The sequence below is a fragment of the Neptuniibacter sp. QD57_21 genome, assembly GCF_047778075.1.
In the GTDB taxonomy this organism is placed as follows: Bacteria; Pseudomonadota; Gammaproteobacteria; order Pseudomonadales; family Balneatricaceae; genus Neptuniibacter.
The window spans coordinates 3,154,046-3,176,397 of record NZ_CP180549.1 but is presented as its reverse complement, the minus strand read 5'-3'; the positions used below and the strand labels follow the sequence as shown (position 1 = coordinate 3,176,397).

At 45.3% G+C, this 22,352-nt stretch carries 16 protein-coding genes; 9 read left to right on the top strand and 7 right to left on the bottom strand.

Annotation, left to right across the window (positions count from 1 at the left end):
- The first annotated feature begins 98 nt into the window (after positions 1-98).
- The 3 genes from ACMXYS_RS14440 (at position 99) to ACMXYS_RS14430 (ending at position 4,344) form a co-directional block, all read left to right on the top strand.
- Positions 99-944, top strand: coding sequence for a crotonase/enoyl-CoA hydratase family protein (locus ACMXYS_RS14440; RefSeq protein ID WP_415882370.1), 846 nt, complete (start codon positions 99-101; stop codon positions 942-944).
- A gap of 58 nt (positions 945-1,002) precedes the next feature.
- The gene (locus tag ACMXYS_RS14435) at positions 1,003-3,027 is read left to right on the top strand and encodes an FAD-dependent oxidoreductase (protein ID WP_415896946.1); all 2,025 of its coding nucleotides are present in this window, start codon (positions 1,003-1,005) and stop codon (positions 3,025-3,027) included.
- A 138-nt stretch (positions 3,028-3,165) separates the two neighbouring features.
- Positions 3,166-4,344, top strand: a complete 1,179-nt coding sequence (locus tag ACMXYS_RS14430; protein ID WP_415882368.1) for a diguanylate cyclase — start codon at positions 3,166-3,168, stop codon at positions 4,342-4,344.
- A gap of 78 nt (positions 4,345-4,422) precedes the next feature.
- Here ACMXYS_RS14430 and ACMXYS_RS14425 read toward each other — a convergent pair whose 3' ends face one another.
- The 4 genes from ACMXYS_RS14425 to ACMXYS_RS14410 all read right to left on the bottom strand — a co-directional run bounded on the left by ACMXYS_RS14425 (position 4,423) and on the right by ACMXYS_RS14410 (position 8,651).
- Positions 4,423-4,968 (bottom strand): hypothetical protein, encoded by a 546-nt coding sequence (locus ACMXYS_RS14425; protein WP_415882367.1) that lies wholly within the window; start codon positions 4,966-4,968, stop codon positions 4,423-4,425.
- A 149-nt stretch (positions 4,969-5,117) separates the two neighbouring features.
- Complete coding sequence (locus ACMXYS_RS14420) at positions 5,118-5,714, bottom strand: membrane integrity-associated transporter subunit PqiC (RefSeq protein WP_415882366.1); 597 nt, start codon at positions 5,712-5,714, stop codon at positions 5,118-5,120.
- Positions 5,707-7,353 (bottom strand): intermembrane transport protein PqiB, encoded by a 1,647-nt coding sequence (gene pqiB, locus ACMXYS_RS14415; protein ID WP_415896945.1) that lies wholly within the window; start codon positions 7,351-7,353, stop codon positions 5,707-5,709. The genes ACMXYS_RS14420 and pqiB overlap by 8 nt, the downstream gene beginning before the upstream one ends.
- A 2-nt stretch (positions 7,354-7,355) precedes the next feature.
- Complete coding sequence (locus ACMXYS_RS14410; protein WP_415896944.1) at positions 7,356-8,651, bottom strand: PqiA/YebS family transporter subunit; 1,296 nt, start codon at positions 8,649-8,651, stop codon at positions 7,356-7,358.
- Between the two features lie 169 nt (positions 8,652-8,820).
- On the opposite strand from ACMXYS_RS14410, the gene ACMXYS_RS14405 reads away from it, so the two are divergent.
- From ACMXYS_RS14405 to ACMXYS_RS14390, 4 genes are all read left to right on the top strand, one after another.
- Entirely contained in the window at positions 8,821-10,299 is a 1,479-nt protein-coding gene (locus tag ACMXYS_RS14405) for a glutamate-cysteine ligase family protein (protein WP_415896943.1), read from the top strand.
- Between the two features lie 37 nt (positions 10,300-10,336).
- The gene (locus ACMXYS_RS14400) at positions 10,337-11,365 is read left to right on the top strand and encodes a succinylglutamate desuccinylase/aspartoacylase family protein (protein ID WP_415896942.1); all 1,029 of its coding nucleotides are present in this window, start codon (positions 10,337-10,339) and stop codon (positions 11,363-11,365) included.
- Positions 11,366-11,629: 264 nt separating this feature from the next.
- Positions 11,630-13,741, top strand: a complete 2,112-nt coding sequence (locus ACMXYS_RS14395) for a putative bifunctional diguanylate cyclase/phosphodiesterase (RefSeq protein WP_415896941.1) — start codon at positions 11,630-11,632, stop codon at positions 13,739-13,741.
- A 139-nt stretch (positions 13,742-13,880) separates the two neighbouring features.
- Entirely contained in the window at positions 13,881-14,615 is a 735-nt protein-coding gene (locus ACMXYS_RS14390; protein ID WP_415882360.1) for a glutathione peroxidase, read from the top strand.
- Between the two features lie 104 nt (positions 14,616-14,719).
- Here ACMXYS_RS14390 and ACMXYS_RS14385 read toward each other — a convergent pair whose 3' ends face one another.
- The 3 genes from ACMXYS_RS14385 to ACMXYS_RS14375 all read right to left on the bottom strand — a co-directional run bounded on the left by ACMXYS_RS14385 (position 14,720) and on the right by ACMXYS_RS14375 (position 19,013).
- Positions 14,720-15,556 (bottom strand): S1 RNA-binding domain-containing protein, encoded by an 837-nt coding sequence (locus ACMXYS_RS14385; protein WP_415882359.1) that lies wholly within the window; start codon positions 15,554-15,556, stop codon positions 14,720-14,722.
- 183 nt (positions 15,557-15,739) lie between these two features.
- Complete coding sequence (locus tag ACMXYS_RS14380) at positions 15,740-17,080, bottom strand: DUF1329 domain-containing protein (RefSeq protein WP_415896940.1); 1,341 nt, start codon at positions 17,078-17,080, stop codon at positions 15,740-15,742.
- Positions 17,081-17,108: 28 nt separating this feature from the next.
- Entirely contained in the window at positions 17,109-19,013 is a 1,905-nt protein-coding gene (locus ACMXYS_RS14375; RefSeq protein ID WP_415896939.1) for a DUF1302 domain-containing protein, read from the bottom strand.
- A 282-nt stretch (positions 19,014-19,295) separates the two neighbouring features.
- Here ACMXYS_RS14375 and ACMXYS_RS14370 point away from each other — a divergent pair, with 282 nt between their 5' ends.
- Both ACMXYS_RS14370 and ACMXYS_RS14365 read left to right on the top strand, forming a co-directional pair.
- A complete protein-coding gene (locus ACMXYS_RS14370) occupies positions 19,296-20,354 on the top strand; it encodes an AraC family transcriptional regulator (protein WP_415896938.1) in 1,059 nt (352 codons plus the stop codon).
- Positions 20,355-20,561: 207 nt separating this feature from the next.
- Positions 20,562-22,340 carry an acyl-CoA dehydrogenase gene (locus ACMXYS_RS14365; RefSeq protein ID WP_415896937.1) on the top strand — a complete coding sequence of 593 codons (1,779 nt, stop codon included), beginning with the start codon at positions 20,562-20,564 and terminating at the stop codon, positions 22,338-22,340.
- Positions 22,341-22,352: the final 12 nt, after the last annotated feature.

Here is a 22,352-nt window from a genome sequence, read left to right as displayed (position 1 = left end):
TTGACAGTGTCAAAATTGGTGCGCTATCTTGTCTTTATCTTGACGGTGTCTAGTTTGGTTTCTAGATCATTTTTCATCCATAAAAATAAGAGCGATGTATGAGTTACCAGACCTTTTCATTACAGGTTGATCAGCAGATTGCGCACCTCCAGCTAAATCGTCCTGACGCTTGTAATGCCATGAACAAAGCCTTTTGGCAGGAGTTTCCAGAAGCATTAAAAGCACTAGATACAGAAGCCGAGGCGAGAGTGTTGGTTATTTCCTCTCAAGGAAAACATTTCTCTGCAGGTATGGATCTCGAGATCTTTACTCAACCTGATCCGCAGATGTTTAACGGTGAAGCGGGTCGACGTGCTGAAGCGGTTCGCCGTTTGGTGATGCAACTACAAACCTGTTTTAACTTGCTGGAAGAGATCCGTATGCCGGTAATTAGTGCAGTACAGGGCGGTTGTATTGGCGGCGCTTTGGATCTGGTTTGTGCGACAGATATGCGTTACTGCACCGCCGAGGCTTATTTTACTGTTAAAGAAACCGAATTAGGCATGACTGCAGATCTGGGCACATTGCAGCGTCTGCCTCAATTAATCCCTTCAGGCCTAGCGCGAGAGTTGGCTTATACCGCTCGTAAATTGAGCGCTGATGAGGCGTTAAAAGTAGGGCTTGTAAACCGTGTTTACCCGACTCAAGAGGCTATGCTTGATGATGTGATGGATATTGCCGCTCAGATCGCGTCGCAATCGCCTTTAGCGGTCACTGGGTGTAAGCAGATGATCAATTATGCTCGGGACCATAGCGTTCAAGACAGCCTGAGTTATATGGCGACTTGGCAAGCAGGTATGTTTCAACCAGAAGATATGATGCAAACCTTCAGTGCCAAGATGTCTGGAAAAACACCGGAATATAAGCCGCTACGAAAAATTACGGCGCCGTTTAGCGGCAAATAATAAAGATAAGAATAATAGATGGGCACTTTAGTTTGCCCTTACGACAAGAGAAAAGACCATGAGTAGAACTCCTTATCCACATCTATTACAGCCATTAGATTTAGGCTTTACCACTTTAAAAAACCGCGTGCTGATGGGATCTATGCACTTAGGTTTGGAAGAAGCGCCAAACGGTTTTGAACGCATGGCCGCTTTTTATGCAGAGCGTGCGCGCGGTGGTGTCGCTTTGATTGTGACCGGTGGTATTGGTCCGAACAAAGAGGGGGCTGTTCATGGTCATGCTGCACAGTTGGCAACGGCAGAGGATGTGGAGAACCACCGTCTGGTAACTGATGCCGTGCATAAAGAAGACGGTAAAATCTGTATGCAGATTCTACATACAGGCCGTTATGCTTATAACCCGCAACCGGTAGCGCCTTCGGCTATTCAAGCGCCGATCAATCCTTTCCCGCCAAAAGAGCTAAGCGAATCTGATATCGAAAGTCAGATTCAGGATTTTGTTCGTTGTGCATCACTCGCTAAAGAAGCCGGTTATGACGGTGTAGAAATCATGGGCTCAGAAGGGTATCTGCTTAATCAGTTTATCGTCAGCCGAACTAATAAGCGTGATGATGAATGGGGCGGCGAGTACGAGCAACGTATCCGTTTCCCACTGGAGGTTGTTCGCCGTGTTCGTGAAGCCGTAGGCACTGATTTTATTATTATCTATCGCTTATCGATGCTGGACTTAGTGGAAGATGGCAGTAGCTATGATGAGATCATCGCTTTAGGCAAAGCGATCGAAGAGGCCGGTGCCACTATTATTAACACGGGTATTGGCTGGCATGAAGCGCGCATCCCAACCATAGCAACCAAGGTGCCGCGTGCTGCATTTACTTGGGTGACAGCGAAAGTTCGTGAAGCGTTAACTGTGCCTGTGATCACTTCGAACCGAATAAATATGCCGGATGTGGCTGAGGAAGTGCTAGCACGGGGAGATGCCGATATGGTCTCTATGGCACGTCCGTTTTTAGCTGATCCAGAGTTTGTTGTTAAGGCAGAACAGGATCGAGCAGATGAGATTAATACCTGTATTGGTTGTAACCAAGCGTGCTTAGATCATGTCTTTGTCGGCAAGTTGACTAGTTGTTTGGTTAACCCTCGTGCTTGTCATGAAACGGAAATCGTCATTACTCCAACAGAAAAGCCTAAAAAGCTTGCTGTGGTGGGTGCAGGCCCAGCAGGCCTAGCCTTTGCTACGACAGCAGCTAAGCGTGGTCACCAAGTAACCTTATTTGATGCTAGTTCTGAAGTCGGTGGACAATTTAATATCGCCAAGCGTATTCCGGGTAAAGAGGAGTTCTACGAAACTCTGCGATACTTTGCTAAGCAGGTCGAGATTACTGGCGTTGAACTCAAACTCAATACACGCGTTGATTCGGCGATGTTGTCAGAAGGTGATTTCGATGAAGTCGTATTGGCGACAGGTATCTCGCCGCGTACACCTGAATTAGAAGGTGTCGAACACGCTAAAGTTCTCTCTTATCTCGATGTGATGAGAGGTGCTGAAGTTGGTCCAAAGGTTGCGGTAATTGGTGCCGGCGGTATTGGCTTTGATATATCTGAGTATCTTATTCATCAGGGCGAATCGACCAGCCAAAATATCACCGCCTTTATGCAGGAATGGGGTGTAGATATGGACCTAAATGCCCGTGGCGGCATTAAGGGGATGAAGCCAAGTTTTGAACCTGCAGCCCGAGAGGTGTACCTGCTGCAGCGTAAAAAATCTAAGGTGGGTGCCGGCCTTGGTAAAACCACGGGGTGGATTCACCGAGCGGATCTGGCTAAAAAAGGTGTGCGTATGTTGAATAAGTGCGAATACCAAAAAATTGATGATGCCGGTTTGCATGTGCTGGTGGATGGTGAAGCGCAGCTGCTAGAGGTTGATAACGTTATTATTTGTGCAGGGCAGGAGCCATGTCGCGAACTTGCAGATCAGATCGGTAACAAGCCCGTTCACTTGATTGGTGGTGCAGATGTGGCAGCAGAGCTAGATGCAAAACGTGCCATTAACCAAGGTACAACATTGGCTTCAGAGATCTAATTAAAATATCCATTACAAAATCGATAACTTAGGGAATTGCTCAAACCAACTTACTGGTCGGTATAACCTGCAAACAGTTGATAGGGATCAATCACATAACCTTTGATTGGTTTATGATGATGTTAAGGATCACAGTAAATGGACTTTGACTGTACCGGATGTAAAGCAGTGAAAGGTTATCGAAGTTCCCATATAGGGCAACAATTTGGCTTGATGAGTGTGCTTAGCTTAATCAGCATGTTGTTGCTCTTTTATCTTTTCTATAGTGCCTTCAGCAATACCTTCTATGAAGAGAAAAAACAGGAGAGTCGCGATCTAACGACTTCTGCTGTCTCTATGATAGAGGGGTTTTATAAGTTGAGTGAGACCTCCGAAATGACGGAGCCGGAAGCTCAAAAACTAGCACTCTACGCATTGAAATCATCTCGTAGTTTCCACGATGGTTATTACTGGGTGAATGATAGTAATGCCAATATGGTGATGCACCCTGAGCGGCCAGATCTGATGGGTATTAACCTCGCTCAGGTTGAAGATATCAATGGCCTCCATCTGTTTTCAGAGTTTGTTCGCGAAGCCCATAAAGGTGGTGGTTGGGTCGATTATTATTGGACTAAACCGGGCGTGGAGCAGGAAGTTTTTCACAAGGTTTCCTATGTTGCTCTGTTTGAACCTTGGGATTGGGTTATTGGTACAGGCGTTTATCTGGATGAGGTTGAGGCTAAGAACAATCGGTTATTTATCCAATCAATCGAACTAATCGTTGCTGCTTTCTTAGTGATGGCAATTGTATCGGTATTGTGGGCGAAACGGAGTACTACGCTTATTCGTGATCTTGCAATTAAAGATCCTTTAACTGGCCTCTATAGTCGCCGCTATTTAAACGAAACAGAAGGTAGCTATTTAAGCCAAGATAAGCGCAATAGGCATCAACATTTGTATGTCATGTTCTTAGATATCGATCATTTTAAGAAGCTTAACGATAACTATGGTCATCGCTTTGGAGATGACGTTCTTCATGCTGTTGGGCAAGTTTTGTTGCAGAGCACTCGGCCTGAAGATCTAGCTGTTCGCTATGGTGGTGAGGAGTTCGTAATTCTCACTCTGGCGAGCGAAATGGAGCCTGTGCGTTTTCTTGCTGAGCGATTACGTGCTGAAATTAATAGTCTAGAGTTTGCTCACGAAATAGACCTGACCATTAGTGTGGGTCTTGCAGAGCGTGGGCATGAAGAGACAATGGCCTCTGTCTTAAACCGCGCAGACCAATACCTTTATGAAGCGAAAGAGTCTGGTCGTGATTGTGTGGTTTCAGAAAGCTAGTTCATTCTCACAATATTAGATATTAAAAAAGCAGCCTAATGAGGCTGCTTTTTTAATATCTGATAATCGCGTTTTGACTTAAGCTACGGTCTCAATCAGCTGCGGGAATTCAGTGCCTGGATCATTTGGAATCTGATCGGCTAGTCGAGCTTGTAGACGCTGTTGTAGTTCCTGATCTTGCTGCTCATTAGCATCTTGAGGTTCAGGCGAATTTGCAGCTGGCGCTGCTGAAAATTCAGGTTCTGTGTTGTCAGCTGGGCGATTACGTAGGCCTTCTTGCAGATCTAGCGCAGACTGAATATCGATGCCTCGGAAACTCTCAACATCTTCACCGGTTTGTTCAGCTAAGAAATTTTCAATCTGTTGCTGCTGCGCTGCTTGGTCAATAGCAGGTTCAGCATTATTAGCACGGTTCGTTCGAGTTTCTAGGCCGTTATCAACATTTTGGACTTGGCTTGTTTGCGCTAAGTCTTGATTAAGTTGCACCTGACCACCCGGCTCAGTACCTAGCGGAGCATTCACGGCTAAACCGTTACCCGCTGATTGAGCAGTAGATTCTGGGCCCGCTCCTCTTGGGGAGATAAGCGATTGTGCAGTGCCTAAGGCTGAAATGTTGTTTTCCATAATGCTGACCAAATTTCTGTGTTCTTAAAACAAATACTCTTAAAGCAAACTACGTACAGAGTTAGTCATTATAGCTGAGAATTGGTTCCTGTGCTGTGAACCTTATTCATGATTTATGCCTATCATATTGAGCAATGTAACCTCGAGGATTATTGCTTCGCGATATATGGTTTTAAATAGCTCGCTTGTTGTTCGGCAAGATTTGATAACAAAGTCTGAAGTTCTGTGACTAACGCAGTATAACCGGGTTTTTCTAATGGTTGTTTTAGATTGAACCTATAGGTGCTGATTACCTGTTCACCTTGTTTAATTTGCCAATGTCCGCTGAGGACTGCTTCGCCGGTTTCGGTACCATGAAATTGATCGATTTGGGTTGCAATGCTGTAGTTCCAATCGTTATTACGGCCTAGAGAACCATCATCAACGCGGCTTGTTGGCAGGCGTTGATCCAATTTATTGTGTAATACGCGGGTAATCGCTTGATCGGGTTGTTCCGCCCAAAGGTGTTGATTGGCAATACGAATATGGTTTTCGCGAGTGAGCAGAGCAATCCCCGGTGTATTGATATATGGGGCTACTTTAACCGGCTGGATTCCGATGACTCGCTGATAGGTCTCTTTTATATAGCTCTGACTATCGCTGCTAAGAAGATAGTACTGACTTGGCGGAGTGCTGCTTTGGGATGCGCAACCGCCTAATCCACCTAATAGAATCAGGCAGCCCAAAATGTGGATAGTTTTATTCATTAGGTCGACCTCCTGGGATTGGGTCCGCGCTTTTCGGAGCATCAAAAATCAGCGCATTAGGTTTTTCATCTAGTGTTTTGAGTACCGGTTGAAGCTGTTTCAGTGTTTGTTGTAGCGTATCTAATGAACGGTTCATCTCTTGGTACAGTTCACTTTGTGGGGCGATGCCTTTTGCTGCCAATCTAACTTCTTTTAAGGTTGCTTTTAACTCTTCTGGTAGGGCTTGGGTGTTGTTATTACGCACCAACGCCTCGATCTCTTTCAATGTGCTATTCAGTTGTTTAATGGCTTTTTCAGAGGTATTCAGTGTTGAATCCAACTGAGAAATGAGTGGTTCAACTTGTAGTTGTTCGATTTTGCTGAGTACCGCGCTGAGCTTGTTCTCTAGCTGTGCAAAGCCACCTGACACGGTTGGAATCACAGGGTAACCATCAAACTCGATAAGGTTAGCTACCTGCTCTTCGGGGTAGAGGTCAAAATCGACAAATAGACTGCCCGTAATCAGATTGCCGGATTTTAGGCTAGCCCGCATACCTTGTTGTATCCAAAAGCGAAGTTTTTCATGAGCGTTGTGTAATACGTCTTCTTCATCGTCATAACCTAAACGTCCCGGTTCTAGACGAATAATTACCGGAATACGCGGGTCTGATTCACCGGTAATTTCAGCAATTTGGAAAGGAATACGCTCAACAGTACCTATACGTACTCCGCGAAATTCAACCGGCGCACCGGGAACTAAGCCACGGACCGTTTGATCGAATAGCAGTAGGTATTCATTGTAAAAGGCATAAGGCTGCTCTTTGACGCTCTCGAAGTCTGGGTAAAGTTGATAACGATCACCATCAGCTGCGGCTTGGCCTTTGCTATCTCCATCAATAACATCAAATGTCACCCCTCCTGCTAGAAGGGTATCCAATGTGCCGGTTTGTACATTCACGCCATCAGCCGAGAGATTGAGGTTGATACCACTCATATTCCAGAAGCGACTATCAGTGGTGACTAGTTGATCATAAGGTGCTTGGATAAATAGATCGTATATTGCTTGTTTGGCTTTCGTGTCGAAGGTTAATTGCTCAATACGACCGACTGGAAAACCACGGTAGATAACTGTATCACCCACGCTGAGCGAGTGAGCATTATCGCTTATCAGTTGAAGTCTTAAACCTGGCTCTGATGCTGAGGTGACAGGCGGCTCTTCTAAACCTGTGTACTTCGTTGTTTTCTGTTTACCTTCACCGGGGCTCATCTCTATATAAGCGCCCGATAGCAATGTACCTAGACCGCTTACGCCACCAGTGCCTACACGGGGTCGTACCACCCAAAAACGGGTGTTGTTTAGAAGGAGTGCTTCAGCTTCGGGTTCGATCCGTGCATTAACTAAAACGTTGCCATCGGCGTAATTTAGTTGGACAGATTCGACCTTGCCGACCTCAACGCTTCTAACTTTAATCTTGGTTTTACCAGCTTCTATGCCATCAGCAGTAATGAAGGTAATACTGACCAATTGACCACGGTTAGCCCAGTCCTGGTAGATCATCCAACCGCCCAAAAGCAGAGCGATCAGAGGCAATATCCAGATGCTGGAAATTGAGCGTTTAGCGCTGATAACCGGAGTAGGATTTGTTTTCGAAGTAGACATAATTAAGTTGCGTCGTCCATTAAGTCGGTCAGAGGTTCTTGTCCATGATTGATGGCGCGTATTTCTGTGTCGCTCAGGTTATCCCATATTAGGCGGGGGTCAAAGCTGATCGCCGATAACATAGTTAAAATCACCACGCTGGCGAAGGCGATGGTGGCAATGCCGGGTTGAATACTGACGAGCCCGCCCAGCTGCACCAGTGCAACTAAAACCGCGACGACAAAGACATCGATCATCGACCAGCGACCAATCAGTTCAGTGATGCGATACATCCACATCCGTTCAGTTAATTTGTGTTGATGTCCTGCTTGGACACTATAAGCCAACCAGAAAATCATTAGCATTTTAGCAATCGGCACCAAAACACTGGCGATAAAGACCACCAGTGCGATCGGGTAAGATCCATGCTGCCAGAGCAAAACCACACCGCCCATTATGGTACTGGGATCTTCTGAGCCTAATAGGGTGGTATTCATGATCGGATAGATATTGGCCGGTAGATAAAGAATTACAGCCGTAATCAGGTATGCCCAGGTTTTCTGCATGCTGTAGGGGATGCGTGGATGCAGTTTGCTTTCACAGCGTCGGCAATTTTGTTCGTTCGCTGGGTGGAGCAGATCACAATGATGGCAACTGATCATGTCTTGCTTTAAGGCACTGCCTTCTGACACTTGTATTTTGGTGCGTTCAATACCGGCGCAATGATCTAGTTGATGCCACAACTGCAATTTGTCGACGGAGGTGATCGTTGCGATTAGACAGATTGCAAAGAGTACATAAGCCCAGAATGACATCCCTATGACTAAGTCGGCCATTCCTGCGATCTTAACTAAACTCACTAAAACGCCGATAAGAAAAACTTCCGCCATGCCCCAAGGGTGCAAGTTAAACAGTAGCCGCGTGACTTGGTACATCCAGCGCCGACTATGATTGAGTTTTAACGGAAGCAGAATAGCCAAGTAGGCACTCAGCAGCAGGGCAGGGATTAGAATAATAAAGCAGAGTAGTAATAAGGCGAGTATGGGGAAGCCTAACTGGAGTAGGTCAAATCCGCTTTGTGCTAGAGATACTTCCTGTTCGCGGCCTTGGGATTTAAAGGCTAAAAACGGAAATGGCAGCGATAGAAATAGAAAAATCAGTGCGCTAATGGCAAACGCGATAGCACGATCAATACTGTTGGGTACTTTCGCTGTCAGTTGATGTCCACAACGTCGGCAGTGTGCTTTTAACCCGGGTGAGAGATCAGGAATCTCCTGAATCAGGTCGCAGCAGTGGCAGGCAACTTTTTCTACGGACATTGAAAATTATCAGCTCAATCTGATGGTTTCTTTGATTTTACCCTAAACGCTTTCATCTGCGAATTTCCTAATATTTTCATGAATTCGGTCCTAATCAGTTCAGATTGGTAGGAATGGGCAGAGCTAGCTAATCTTAAAGGGATTGAATGAACTTTTCCTGAAGGGGCTTATGGGACAAGAGATTAGTTCTCATAAATTTAGTGAGCAGGCTTATAGCCAATTCAGAACGCGTTTAATGGAAAATCTAGACGGGCTGAAGTCGATGTTGAATCGGCCCGGTTTTGGTTGTGGACCATCATCCATAGGCGCTGAGCTAGAGTTATATCTGGTAGATCAGCACGGGAGGCCGCTAAGTTTAAATCGCGAAGTGATTGATCGTAGCGGGCATAAGCAACTAGCGTTGGAGTTGAACCGCTTTAATCTCGAATACAACTTAAAGCCGGTTGCTGCTGCAGGCACACCGTTCAGCCAGATGGAAAATGAGATGGTTAGTGCCATCGAATTGGTGAACCATCATTTATCTGCTGAACAAGGGCAAGCGTTGCCTATAGGAATTCTGCCGACGTTAAAACGTAGTGATTTTGGCTTAAAGGCTCTCACTGATGAATCGCGTTTTTACGCATTGACCCAAGCACTACAAAAGCTACGGGGCAAAATGTTCTGTATCAAGATTGAGGGTGACCCTCCTATTTCTCTGCGCTCTCGGGATGTTTCATTAGAGGGAGCCAATAGCTCCATGCAGGTTCATTTTCGTGTCAGCCCAGAGCGTTTTGCTTGTACGTTTAATGCCCTGCAATTAGTGACGCCGGTAGTGGTTGCTTTAGCAGCGAACTCACCGTTTATGTTGGGGCATAAGTTATGGCACGAGACGCGCATTCCATTGTTCAGGCAGGCGATAGATGGGCGTTCCCATGAAGAGTGTGATCGAGGTATCCCTTCCCGTGTCGATTTTGGTAACGGTTGGGTCCGGGAAGGCGCTTATGAGCTCTTTGCAGAGATGGTGCATCTGCATGAGCCGATACTGCCGGTTATGGGTGACGAAAATACCTTAGAGGTTATTAAAAAAGGTGATGTCGCCTCGCTACAAGAGTTGTGCCTTCATGCCGGTACGGTCTGGCCTTGGAATAGGCCGGTTTATGATCATAAAGAGGGGGGGCATTTGCGAATTGAGCTTAGGGCTCTACCCGCTGGGCCGACGCCTTGTGATATGGCTGCGAATGCAGCTTTTGCATTGGGAGTTGCCAAAGGGCTGCAGGAGCAGATGGATGAAATTATTCCAGCCATGCCGTTTAGCGTGCTAGCTAAGAACTTTTATTTGGCGGCAGAAAAAGGTCTGCAGGCTGAATTGATGTGGCCGGTGTTAAGTCAGGCAGGTGGACTTAAAAAGTTAAGTATTGCTGAGATTGTTCAGGAGTTACTGCCCGTTGCTTATGCTGGGTTAAATGCCTTGGAGATTGATCCGCAAGAACGGGATCACTATCTATCTGTGATCAAAGATCGTGTTGATACTGGGGTCACAGGAGCCTACTGGCAACTACGTGAATACCAGCGCTTATATAAAAAATTAAATCACAATCAAGCGCTTACTCAGATGGTGCAGCGTTATATGACGTTGTCAGCCACTAACGAACCTGTAGTGGGATGGTAGCTATTGTGGAGATACTTTATATGGAAGGGTATAGGATATGAGAACGCTGATAAATCCTACTTCTGAGCAACTATTGGATAGCCCAGAAGCGTTCTTAAAACAGATGGGCGAAGCAGTGATGATCTTTGTCGAGGGTGAACAAAACGAGCGAACCCGTGGTTTAGTGACCTTGCTGCATGGGAATGAGCCCTCTGGCCTTAATGCGCTGCATAAATGGTTAAAGCAAGAGCAAAAGCCGCTGTTTAATCTGCTCTGTTTTATACCCTCTGTTTCCGCCGCTATTTTGGAGCCTATGTATAAAAATCGTGTATATCCGGGGCAACGGGATATGAACCGTTGTTTCTTCCCGCCTTTTACGGATGCACCGGGGCAGCTTGCCGAAGAGATCTTAGAGTTGTTTGAGGAGTATCAACCCGAGTGCATCCTCGATATACATAACACTTCAGGGCACAGTCCTGATTTTGGCGTGGTGACTTATGTGAGCGAAGCCCATGAGGCACTGGTTTCATTATTTAGTGAGCGTTTGGTGATCACTGATTTGAGATTAGGGGCATTGATGGAGCGCAGCACGCGTCGTTGTCCCGTAGCGACGATTGAGTGCGGCGGTGCGAAAGATCAAACGGCCAATCAGATCGCTTGGCAAGGTTTGCAGAAGTTTATCTATCAAGAAGAGGTGATGCAGTTAGAACACGGTCATCATTTGGATCTTTATCGTCAGCCTGTTCGCCTAGAGCTAAAGCCGGAAACGACCATCGCTTTTGCTGATAGCTATGTTATCGGGACTGATCTCACTGTGCCCTCTCAGTTAGATGAGTTTAACTTTGGTGCGGTGGAACGAGGGACTTTAATTGCATGGCTAGGAGGAAGTGCCTGTAAGCAGAATCTAAAAGTTCATGACGCTGAAGGGGCTGATGTTTTTTCCCGCTTCTTTGAGATTAAGGGCAATCTTCTTGTCACTGCTCAGCCGCTAAAGCTCTTTATGATTACGACAAGGCCTGATATCGCTCTGAGTGATTGCTTGTTATATGCCGCGGCTGAAACTGAACATGAGGTGGTGGATACCTAACCAATTGAAAAGATTAAATTTACCTGTATTGTGAATACTTGTTCAAATATAATTATGGCCAAGGAACAGTTAGTTTGGATCTATTTATTATGTAGCTGTAAAGCTGTATAACTATGGTCTTATGACATCTGATGAATGGTTACACTGATCAAAAAAGTGGTTGGTTGATCAAAAAGAGAGCTTGTATTACTCATGGTGCACCAGATTTTAAAGTCACTAACACAAAGGCCTTTCGCTTTTTCTGCGATTGTTTTTGGTGTTGTGATGATGGTGTCGGCTTTCTTTGTTAGCCATGAATTTGAACGTATCCGCGAAAATATAAAACATCAAGCCTTTGTAAATCTTTTGACCTTAGGCGCTCGGTTAGAGGGTGAGGTTAATGCTCATCTCGTTGTTCTGCGAGGGCTTAGAGCAGAGGTTGCAATCAATTCCGATATCAACCAGTCAGAATTTTCTCGTCTAGTTGATGAATACCTCCAAACAAAATTAAGTATACGTCACATTGTACTAGCTCCTGATTTGGTGATCACCAATATTCATCCTTTCACGGGTAATGAGGCTGCATTAGGTGTGGATTATCGAGAAGCCCCCGATCAGTTGCCTGCAGTGATGGAAGCAATTAAACGCAATGAAATTATTTTATCTGGCCCATTTGAGCTTGTTCAGGGAGGTTCGGGGTTGATTGCCCGAGTTCCTGTGTTTATTGGTGAGGACCGGAATCTTCTTTGGGGACTTGTATCTGCGGTAATAGATGATGAGGATCTATTACAAAAGGCAGGGATAGATATTCGTCTTTGGGGCAATGATATTGCGTTGAGAGGCCGTGATGGTTTAGGTGTTGATGGGGATGTGTTCTTTGGAAATGAGGCTACATTCCATCCAGATGCCGTGACGGTCGATGTTATTTTGCCGCTGGGCCGTTGGCAATTAGCTGCTTATCCTCAAAGCGGCTGGCAGGTTAAAAATAGGCAGGTGCTTGGATATTGGTTGATTAGCTTGTTGGTAAGTTTTGTTTTGGCAATGGGTACCTATTTAATTGCCATTAACTATCGAGAAAAACTGCAAGCGATTGAAACTGCGACATACCGAGCTAACTTTGATGCCTTAACAGGTTTGTCTAACCGTTATCATTTTGGTCAGCAGCTTCAAGCGATGATCTACGATCACCAGCGCCATAATCACATGTTTGCGTTGTTCTTTATTGATCTAGATTACTTCAAAGAAGTGAATGATAACTGGGGGCATCATACTGGTGATGAGTTGCTACGTCTGTTTGCAGGACGGATGCAGAGTATTGTTCGCAACGATGATTTACTTGCTCGTTTAGCGGGTGACGAGTTCGTGATCATTTTGCGTGATATAGAATCGGCAACACAGGCTGAGCTCCTTGCCGAGAAATTACAGATGGAGTTGGGTGAACCTTACCTTATCGACGGCCAGTACCTCTCTGTTACTCATAGTTTAGGGATCGCTATGTATCCCGAAGATGGTCAAAGCATGCAGCCGCTATTGCAGAATGCTGACCGTGCAATGTACGCCGCAAAACGTGCGGGTAAGAATAGAATATTCTTCTTCAATAATGCGTTGAGCCAAGAAGTAAAGCAGCATGTTCAGACGCATAATGAAATATTGGCTGGTTTGCGTGAAGGACAGTTTGAACTCTATTTACAGCCTATTGTTGCTTTAGGTGTACAAGAAATTGCCAAATGTGAGGCGCTTGTGCGCTGGATTCATCCTGTTAAAGGTACAGTTTCACCTGCAGAGTTTATTCCTATTGCGGAGCAGACGGGAGCTATTCGGAGTTTAGGTGAGTGGATCTTAGATGAAGCTTGTCACCTGTCTGGTAAATTTAAACATGCGGGAATAGATATGCAGATCTCTATCAACCGATCTGTTGCTGAGTTCTTCCCTAAAGATGCTGACGGTCGCTGGTTGCAAATTATTGATGGTCACGATGTCGACCATAGTAATTTAGTATTCGAAATTACCGAATCCTTACTTATGGGAGGGGGCGATAACCAGTTAGATAAGATCAAACGTTTGCGTGAGCAGGGCATCGCTTTCTCTATCGATGATTTTGGTACGGGATATTCGGCAATTAATTACCTACGTCACTATCCGGCGGATTACTTGAAGATTGATCGTAGCTTTGTGATTGATCTATTGGATGACGAACAAGATCGAACGCTGGTTGAAGTAATCATTAAGATGGGCCAAACCCTAGGTATCAAAGTGGTGGCTGAAGGTGTCGAAAATCAGCAACAACTTGATATGCTCCGCGAGTTTGGTTGTGACTACGTGCAAGGGTATTTCCTTGGGCGTCCAGTTCCCTTTGATCAATTCTTGGAATACCTTCCTAAAGAGATTCACTCTTAATTATTAAACCGAAAATCAATCTATAGCTTTGGGCTATCGGTTGGTTAGTTTTGTTTAATTATTTTTATTCAACGTTTTTGCCTATATTAACTCTAACGAAACGCAAGTCATCCAGACGCGACACATAGAGGAATAAGTCATGCTACAGAATAGCGAAGGTAAGAATATCCCAGCAGTTACTTTTCACACTCGTCAGGGTAATGAGTGGGTTGATGTAACGACTGCAGAGCTTTTCAAAGGTAAGAACGTAATCGTATTCGCACTACCAGGTGCATTTACACCAACATGTTCTAGCACGCATTTACCTCGCTACAATGAACTTGCACCGGTTTTCGCTGCAAATGGTATTGATGACATCATCTGTCTATCAGTAAACGATACATTTGTAATGAATGCTTGGGCTGAAGATCAGCATGCGGACAACATCACTTTTATCCCAGACGGTAATGGTGAGTTCAGCGAAGCGATGGATATGTTGGTAGATAAAGATAACCTAGGTTTTGGTAAACGTTCATGGCGTTACTCCATGCTAGTGAAAGATGGCGTGATCGATAAGATGTTTATCGAGGCTGATCTTCCAGGCGACCCGTTTGAAGTATCTGATGCTGATACCATGCTGGATTACATCAATCCAAAAGCGGAACAGCCGAAACGCGTAACAGTATTGAGCAAGCCGGGTTGCCCACATTGCACACGTGCTAAGAAAGCGCTATCTGACAACGGTTACAAATACGAAGCGATTGAGCTAGGTAGCCACGGGGTAAGTTTCAGCTCCCTACAAGCTGTTACAGGCCGCGGTACTACACCGCAGATCTTCATCGATGGTGAGTTGATTGGAAGTGCTGATGATCTTGAAGCGTGGTTGAAGGGATAAGCCGACGTTTTTAGAAAGATTAAGGATGAACAGGAGAAACAAAAAAGCCGTAGTAGATCTGCTACGGCTTTTTCATTTCCTCTTATTTTTCAATAAGAAGGTACTTAATCATTTAAACGCAAGCCACCGGGTTCAATGGTGATCTTGCCTTGCTTTAATAGTGCGCCAACCGCCATTTTGAAAGCCTTTTTACTGATGCCAAAGTGTTTGTAGATCACTTCTGGAGAGGACTTGTCGTTGATGGTGATAAAACCTTCCTGCTCATCCATCATATCTAGGATCTGTTGAGCGGTATCAACCACCTTGCTGTATCCCGGCTTTTGCATGGAAAGGTTGATCTTACCGTCAGCGCGTACTTCTTTGATGTAACCTTTAAATTTTTGGCCAGGGTAAACCGTTTTTAATACATCGCTACGGAAGATTAGGCCCCAGTGCTCGTGGTTAACAATCGCTTTTTGGCCTAGGTCAGTACGGTTGGCAATGACCAGCTGTACTTCTTCACCTGCTTTGTAGCTAGCAGGGGTCTTATCCAAAAATTTATCTATCTTGGTGGATGCCACAATACGGTTGGTATTTTTATCCAGATATAGACGCACCAGGTAGCGTTTGCCTACCTCAACAGGGCGGTTCTTCTGCTCGCTGTAAGGCAGTAATACATCTTTGGGAAGGCCCCAATCTAAGAATGCGCCTACATCGTTTATCTCAGATACTGGCAGCATAGCAAACTCATCGACAATGGCTTTCGGAGTTTCCGTGGTCGCGATCAGATAATCGTCGGTATCTAGATAGATAAATACGCGGATGCTGTCGCCGACTTCTAAATCTTCTGGGCAGTAACGTTTAGGTAAAAGTATTTCGCCGAGTTCACCTGCATCCAGATAAACGCCAAAATCTTTCTCTTTGATCACTTCCAGAGTGTTGTATTTGCCGATAGCGGCCATGGGAAAACCTTTCGATAATGAGTAGATGGAGCAGCATCGCTGCTAAGCACAGTATTATCCTAGTCCATCGCGCAATATAAAAGCTCTAAAACGAAAAAAGCCTCCTTAAAAATAAGGAGGCTTTCTGCGTATCAGAATAAGATAGGATTATTCGTTTACGCTACTTGCTTGCATGGACCGGGTTTATTTACCCATGCGGCGGATCGCCTGCGGGGTAAAATCTTTATGTTTAAAGCGTTGGCTAAAGTCGAAGCCATTACCTTCTTCGTTGGTCAAACTACCCACCAGGTAACGACCAGATTGAAGATCATAGAGCGCTTCAGCAGTAAGCCAAGGCACATTTACATCACGGTATTGGAACTGGTGGGATTCACCTACGCGCCATAGCTCGCCACGACCGTCGTAGTGATCGACTACAGCAATCTGCCAGCTATCTTCATCAATGTAGAACGTACGTTTCGCGTAGATATGACGTTCATTATCTTTAAGCGTTGCTTCTACTTTCCACACGCGATGTAGCTCGTAACGTGTTAGTTCTGGATTCATATGGCCAGGTTGAAGGATATCTTCATACTTTAATCCACGATCAGCTAGCTTGAAGCTGTTGTATGGGATGTAAAGTTCCTGTTTACCAACAAGGTTCCACTCATAGCGATCAGGTGCGCCATTGAATAGATCAAGGTTATCGGTCGTACGCTGTCCATCACTCGCAGTGCCCGGTGCATCATAGGCAATTTGAGGCGCGCGACGAACACGACGTTGACCTGCATTGTAAGTCCAAGCCTGACGAGGTTGCGTAATCTGGTTCATAGTTTCATGAACGAGTAATACGTTGCCGGTTAGGCGAGAAGGTGCTTTAACTCGCTGTACAAAGTAGAACAGGATGTTGTCATCTTTGTTAGCGTCAGAACCGCCTTCTAAAGCGCTCGGCCAAGACATCTTTTCGTTAATTTTTACCGCAGTAAAATTACCGTTAGCTTGCACGGGTACCTGCACAAAAGTCCTTTCCAATGCGCCGCCACGATAGCGGGTCATATGGTTCCAGATAACTTCTAAACCGTTCTCGGGGATAGGGAAAGGAATCGCCGTTTCAAAGCCTGATAGGCCGTTGCCGCCATCGGTTAGCTCTGCGCTGGATGCATTCTGTTTTGCAGCGGCATAAACATCTGCTGGTAGTGCGGCTGTTCGGTGGGTTGGGTACACAGGGATAGAGTAACTATCAGCATACTTCTTCAACATCGCCATCTGGCCGGGTGTAAGGTTATCCTTGTACTGATCAGCATTAGCTGCAGTGATTGTGAACAGTGGCTTTTCGCTTGCAAACGGATTGCCGTATCGATCAGAACCACTTTCTAAACCACCGGTCCATGCCGGAATCGTACCCGCTGCATTACCTGCTTTTTCCGCACCGATCGGGGTCAGTTGATTGCCCAATTGAGCTATCTGCTCAGGTGTTGCTGCATAAACGCTTGCCGAGGCAAAAAGAATCGCCGAACTCAGCAGAAGTCTCTTGGTATTGAACATAGTGTATATCTCCATTTATCTGCTGTTCTTAGAAAGAAACGGACGCGCTAATTGATAGGAAATCACGGTCTTCAATAGAGTTAAAATCTCCACCGAAGAAGTCGGTATAAGAAAGCTGAACTTGGTATTTATTTAGGTAATCAGCGGTTAGACTCAGGCCTAAGGTTTTCTCATCTTCATTAAATGCAGCGCCTGGTTGAGGACCATAACCTTCTAAACCGTGCTTGAAACTGATTTGCGGCGTTAGGTTTACACCGGCAAAAGCGTTTGGATAGTTCAAGTTTGCGCGCAGTACGTAACCGTAAGAGTCTTGAGTTACGAAACCATCGGTATCACCAGCGGCATAACCAAATGCACCGTTACGACCGTATTTAAGCGCGTTGGCACTCTCGTCTAAGTTGTGAACGTGGGTCCATGCTAATTCACCCACCATGGTTAAACGGCTAGCGCCGAGTACTTGATCGTAGAATTTTACAAAGCTAGTTTGAACTTGGGTTACATCAAATTCACTATAACCGTAGATTGTACCTCCTTCGCCTGCCTCAGTGACTAATGCGTCAGCAGCAGTATTACCTGAACCCCCAGGAACATGCTGTTGTAAAATTGCTGCTACAAGCAGCGGGCCGTTGATTTGAATCGGTACATCACGTTTGTGGCTAATCTCACCAGACCAAGCAATATCACCAATATTGGTATTAAAGCTTAAACCGATCATCTCGATATCTTCTGGATAGCTGGTGAAATAGGTAGTGTCGACCAATGTACTTATGCCTGCTAACTCAGCAGCAGCTTCAGCTTGTTCTAATGTACCACCGCCACCTAATACAGCAGCTGCAGCTGCATTAGCCGTAGCGGTGAAGGTAGCGGCATCCGTTGCAGTATTCACAGCGCTTGTTACTGGTAAGCGACTATGATATTTCGCAGCGTAGAAGCCAAATTCTGTATTGTTTAGCTCTTCAGCAAAATATCGTAATGAGAAACCAAACTGACCATCGTCATCGGCTTCTCTTCTGCCTTCTTCATCACGATAAATGACAGGGTCGAAGCCAATAGCAGGGCCGGACAGTGATGGGTTGTAATATTGTTGATCGGTTAGAGGGAGAGGGACTCGGATACCATTACAGCCTTCAGCCGCAAAGTCGATATTTGAAAAATAGGTACCGCAACCATCGACAGCAGTAGGTTCCCACTCAATCTGATAGAAGCCTTCAATACTCAAATTATCTGTTAAACCGAAAGATGCAAAAGCCATATTGACAGGAAGAAGGCCTTCTTTTACTTCTGCGCCTGGGCGACGGAAAGCATTAACATCAATTGGGTTGATGGAGTTTAAGCCGCCTTGTACGAAGGTGCTTTCACCCCAGTTAACCACTTGACGACCAATACGTAGATCAAGAGGTTTATCAGCAATATCAAATCCGCCATACCAGTAGGCATCGAGTACTTCGAAACCAGAGAATTTGGAAAAATCATTAAAACCTGAATCTTCTAGATCTGCATCAGGCGAATAAAGGTTAGCTGCATGGCCGTGAGGGCGTGCGCCTCCAGCAAGTTCTGCGTCATACCAATATTTTGCGCGGGCAAATACGCCCATGTTTTCATAACTTAGTTCCAGATCGTGGATGCCTTTTACAATTTGAGAAAAGGTTTTCCCTTTATCAAAGTTCTGGTTACCGTCGTCGTAACTACCTGAGCCAGAACTTAATCCTCCATTGGGGACCGAAATCAGATTTTGGTCTGCGTCATCCATACGCCAGCTCGCTCCCATTGATATCTGAGAGTCAAAGCGACCTTCGATATCACCCAGATTAAATTCAATTGCTTGAGCCTGATTTATGCCTACTGCACTACCAATCAGTAACGGCAGTAGTTGGCGTGTAAACACCGAGGATGGTTTTTTGCTGCGACGCAAAATCCGGTTTTTTGTTGCCATTTCGTTCACCTAGCGTTGTTATTTTTTTAAGGCGCAAATTGTGTTTTCTTTCTAAATTCTGTGCTTCTACTCAGCAGGTTTATAAATCGGGCTCTACAGAGTAGTTACGGAATATTTAACACTATCCATGTTCACTGGCCTAACAAAATCTCTCAATAACAATTGAGGGCAAAGTTATTAACAAAATAGTTCGTTAGCTTGAAATTATTAACATAATAGTTCATGAATAAGAAAGGGAAGTGCGTTTCATCAAAAAATAAGAACAAAATAGGTTAGAGCGTTATGGAGCGTAAAATTACCGTACCCGCGGGGTACGTCCGTCATTTATTACAGTTAGTTGAAGAGCAAGGCTTCAGTGTTGAACAGCTGTTGACCCATGTTGGGATCGATCCGGCCGAAATTGGTAGCCAGACTGAGTTTCCAGCGGATAAGTTTGGCTTGCTCTATCAGCGTATCTATTACATCGCTCAAGATGAGTATTTTGGTATGTTGAGCGGCGGTAAGGTGCCAAATGGTACCTTCCGTATGATGTGTCATTGTCTGATTCACTGTACGACCTTAGAGAAAGCGATCTATCGTGCCAGTGATTTTCACGAGATCTGTCGCGGTACCAAAGTTAAGCCTTATTTGGTGCGCAAAGGGCGTTTTGCCAAAGTTTCATTTACCACAACGGACGCTGCTGAAGTCTCTATGGAAGAGATTTTAAAAGATGAAATTCCGGGGCGTATTCGAACCTCATTATCAATGTGGCAGCATTTTCTATGCTGGTTAATTGGTAAGCGGTTGGAGCTAAAAGCGGCCTATTTTTCGTTTAAAGAACCTGATGATCTAGCGCAGTATAAAACTTTGTTTCAGTCAGAGGTTAAATTTGATCAACACGATAATGCCATTGTTTTTCCTGCCCGATATCTAGATTTTCCGATTGTTCAAACCCCTGAAACCTTACGTAGTTTCTTAAAAACAGCCCCTTATCAGCTGATAGTGATGGTGGATGATGACACTAGTTTGAAATCCCAAGTGGTGGCTTTGATTGGTAAGGATTTTAGTCAAGACCTACCGAGTGCTGAAGAGGTGGCATATCGACTCCACATGTCGGTTTCAACACTGCGACGTAGATTGTTGGAAGAGGACACGTCCTATCAAAAAATCAAAGATGAGTGCCGCAAGCTAGCTGCGCTTAACTATATGAATTCCCCACAGTTATCGATTAATGATGTTGCTGGATTGATGGGATTTGAAGAGCCTTCTGCGTTCTTTAGATCATTCAAAAAATGGACCGGTATGACGCCCGGTGAATATCGACGTAGTGACAGCTATTGCCAGCAATTAGCAGACTCTTAATGTTATGAGTGGGCCCTATTTATAAGGGATTTTCATTTTGAGAACGTTTTTGTTAGTTATTGAGGTGTGAATTGTTATTGCTGGATATGGGCGCTGGAACGATTATGTTAAGAGCATTTCCCAATGTGAATTAACGTCGAGTTATTACAATAAAAAAACCTGAGCTAATACAAACGGTAAGCAGGTTAAGACGGAGCAAGTTATACAATGAGCGATTATCGATACCCGTATCAAGATGGTGTTTTTGTCTTGAACGAGCTGGTGGGGTTAGAACAGATTTGTCATTCGGCAGGCTTAGAAGAGTTTGCTGAAGGTTTAGCTGAAGCGGTTTTAGATGAGGCTTCTAAGCTTGGCACTGAACAGCTTGCTCCCTTGAATGTAGTTGGTGATCAGCAAGGTGCAAAGTTAGTCGATAACCACGTCCAAGAAACCCCAGGTTTTTCTGAAGCTTATCAGCGTTTTTGTGAGGGTGGCTGGCCATCGCTAGCGGCTAATCCAGAGTTTGGCGGCCAAGGTTTACCAAATGCGCTTTCTGTTGCAGTTAACGAAGTGTGGCAGTCCTCCAATTTGGCTTGGGCCCTCTGCCCTCTGCTGACTCAGGGCGCGATTGAAGCGTTGGAAACTCATGGTAGTGAGCAACTACAGCAGCACTACCTACCAAAGCTGATCAGCGGTGAGTGGACTGGCACCATGAACCTGACAGAACCTGATGCTGGTACGGATTTAGCTGCGCTTAAAACTCGCGCGGTCCCTGAAGGTGATCACTATCGTATAACCGGCCAAAAGATCTTTATTACGTGGGGCGATCATCAAATGACCGAGAATATCGTTCATCTGGTGTTGGCGCGCCTACCGGATGCGCCTGCGGGTGTAAAAGGTATCTCTCTATTTATCGTTCCAAAATTCCTTCTTGATGAAAACGGCCAAGTGACTGATCAGCGTAATGATGCCACTGCTGTGGCGCTAGAACACAAACTGGGTATCCATGGTAGTCCAACTTGCGTGATGAGTTTTGGTGATAACGACGGTGCCATTGGTTACTTGGTTGGTGAAGAAAATAAAGGCCTAGCATGCATGTTCACCATGATGAACGATGCGCGCCAAGGTGTTGGCCTTCAAGGTTTAGCAATTTCTGAACGTGCTTATCAACAGGCGTTGGAATATGCCAAAGAGCGTGTTCAAGGTACATTAAGAGATGGCTCCCGCGTCACGATTATGAAACACCCTGATGTACGTCGCATGTTGTTGCAGATGAAATCAGGTGTTCAAGCAATGCGCGCATTAACTTACGTTGCTCGCGCCGAAAGTGACCTTTGTCAGAATGCTCAAGACAGTGAACTGCGTGCTAAACATCAGGCACGAACGGATCTTCTCACGCCGATTGTTAAAGGTTGGGTGACAGAGCTAGCTCAAGAGATGACCTATCTTGCAGTACAAGTGCACGGTGGTATGGGTTTTATCGAAGAAACAGGTGCTGCGCAGCATTACCGTGATGCACGTATCCTGACGATTTATGAAGGTACTACCGGTATTCAGGCTTTAGACCTTATCGGTCGAAAAACACTTGTGGATAGTGGTGCCGCACTAACTGATCTACTGAGCGAAATTGCGAGCGATCTTGATCAGATATCCGAACCAGAACTGCAAGATCTGGTTGCTTCTACCCGTCAAGCCCTTACCCATGCAGAAGAAGCTAAAAAGTGGGTATTGGAAACAGCAAGTAAAGATCCTGCTACAGCTGGCGCAGCCAGTGTTAGTTTTATGATGTTGCTTGGTTATCTTTGTGGTGGCTGGTTATCGGTTAAATCAGCCAGCATTGCCCAAACTAAGCTAAATGATCCTGAAAGCGATCAGTCATTCTTAGAAAGCAAAATTGTATCGACTCGTTTTTATGTCGAGCAGTTGCTACCTCGTACGTCAGCTCTGTTGAGCGCGATCATGGCGGGTGGTGATGCGGTGATGCAACTTTCTGAAGAACAGTTTTAAGTAGACGCCATA

What these genes read in the sequence shown, in the direction of transcription:
- ACMXYS_RS14440 (WP_415882370.1), top strand. Translation starts at nt 99, where the DNA reads ATGAGTTACCAGACCTTTTCATTACAGGTTGATCAGCAGATTGCGCAC.
- ACMXYS_RS14435 (WP_415896946.1), top strand. Translation starts at nt 1,003, where the DNA reads ATGAGTAGAACTCCTTATCCACATCTATTACAGCCATTAGATTTAGGC.
- ACMXYS_RS14430 (WP_415882368.1), top strand. Translation starts at nt 3,166, where the DNA reads ATGGACTTTGACTGTACCGGATGTAAAGCAGTGAAAGGTTATCGAAGT.
- ACMXYS_RS14425 (WP_415882367.1), bottom strand. Translation starts at nt 4,968, where the DNA reads ATGGAAAACAACATTTCAGCCTTAGGCACTGCACAATCGCTTATCTCC.
- ACMXYS_RS14420 (WP_415882366.1), bottom strand. Translation starts at nt 5,714, where the DNA reads ATGAATAAAACTATCCACATTTTGGGCTGCCTGATTCTATTAGGTGGA.
- pqiB (WP_415896945.1), bottom strand. Translation starts at nt 7,353, where the DNA reads ATGTCTACTTCGAAAACAAATCCTACTCCGGTTATCAGCGCTAAACGC.
- ACMXYS_RS14410 (WP_415896944.1), bottom strand. Translation starts at nt 8,651, where the DNA reads ATGTCCGTAGAAAAAGTTGCCTGCCACTGCTGCGACCTGATTCAGGAG.
- ACMXYS_RS14405 (WP_415896943.1), top strand. Translation starts at nt 8,821, where the DNA reads ATGGGACAAGAGATTAGTTCTCATAAATTTAGTGAGCAGGCTTATAGC.
- ACMXYS_RS14400 (WP_415896942.1), top strand. Translation starts at nt 10,337, where the DNA reads ATGAGAACGCTGATAAATCCTACTTCTGAGCAACTATTGGATAGCCCA.
- ACMXYS_RS14395 (WP_415896941.1), top strand. Translation starts at nt 11,630, where the DNA reads ATGATGGTGTCGGCTTTCTTTGTTAGCCATGAATTTGAACGTATCCGC.
- ACMXYS_RS14390 (WP_415882360.1), top strand. Translation starts at nt 13,881, where the DNA reads ATGCTACAGAATAGCGAAGGTAAGAATATCCCAGCAGTTACTTTTCAC.
- ACMXYS_RS14385 (WP_415882359.1), bottom strand. Translation starts at nt 15,556, where the DNA reads ATGGCCGCTATCGGCAAATACAACACTCTGGAAGTGATCAAAGAGAAA.
- ACMXYS_RS14380 (WP_415896940.1), bottom strand. Translation starts at nt 17,080, where the DNA reads ATGTTCAATACCAAGAGACTTCTGCTGAGTTCGGCGATTCTTTTTGCC.
- ACMXYS_RS14375 (WP_415896939.1), bottom strand. Translation starts at nt 19,013, where the DNA reads ATGGCAACAAAAAACCGGATTTTGCGTCGCAGCAAAAAACCATCCTCG.
- ACMXYS_RS14370 (WP_415896938.1), top strand. Translation starts at nt 19,296, where the DNA reads ATGGAGCGTAAAATTACCGTACCCGCGGGGTACGTCCGTCATTTATTA.
- ACMXYS_RS14365 (WP_415896937.1), top strand. Translation starts at nt 20,562, where the DNA reads ATGAGCGATTATCGATACCCGTATCAAGATGGTGTTTTTGTCTTGAAC.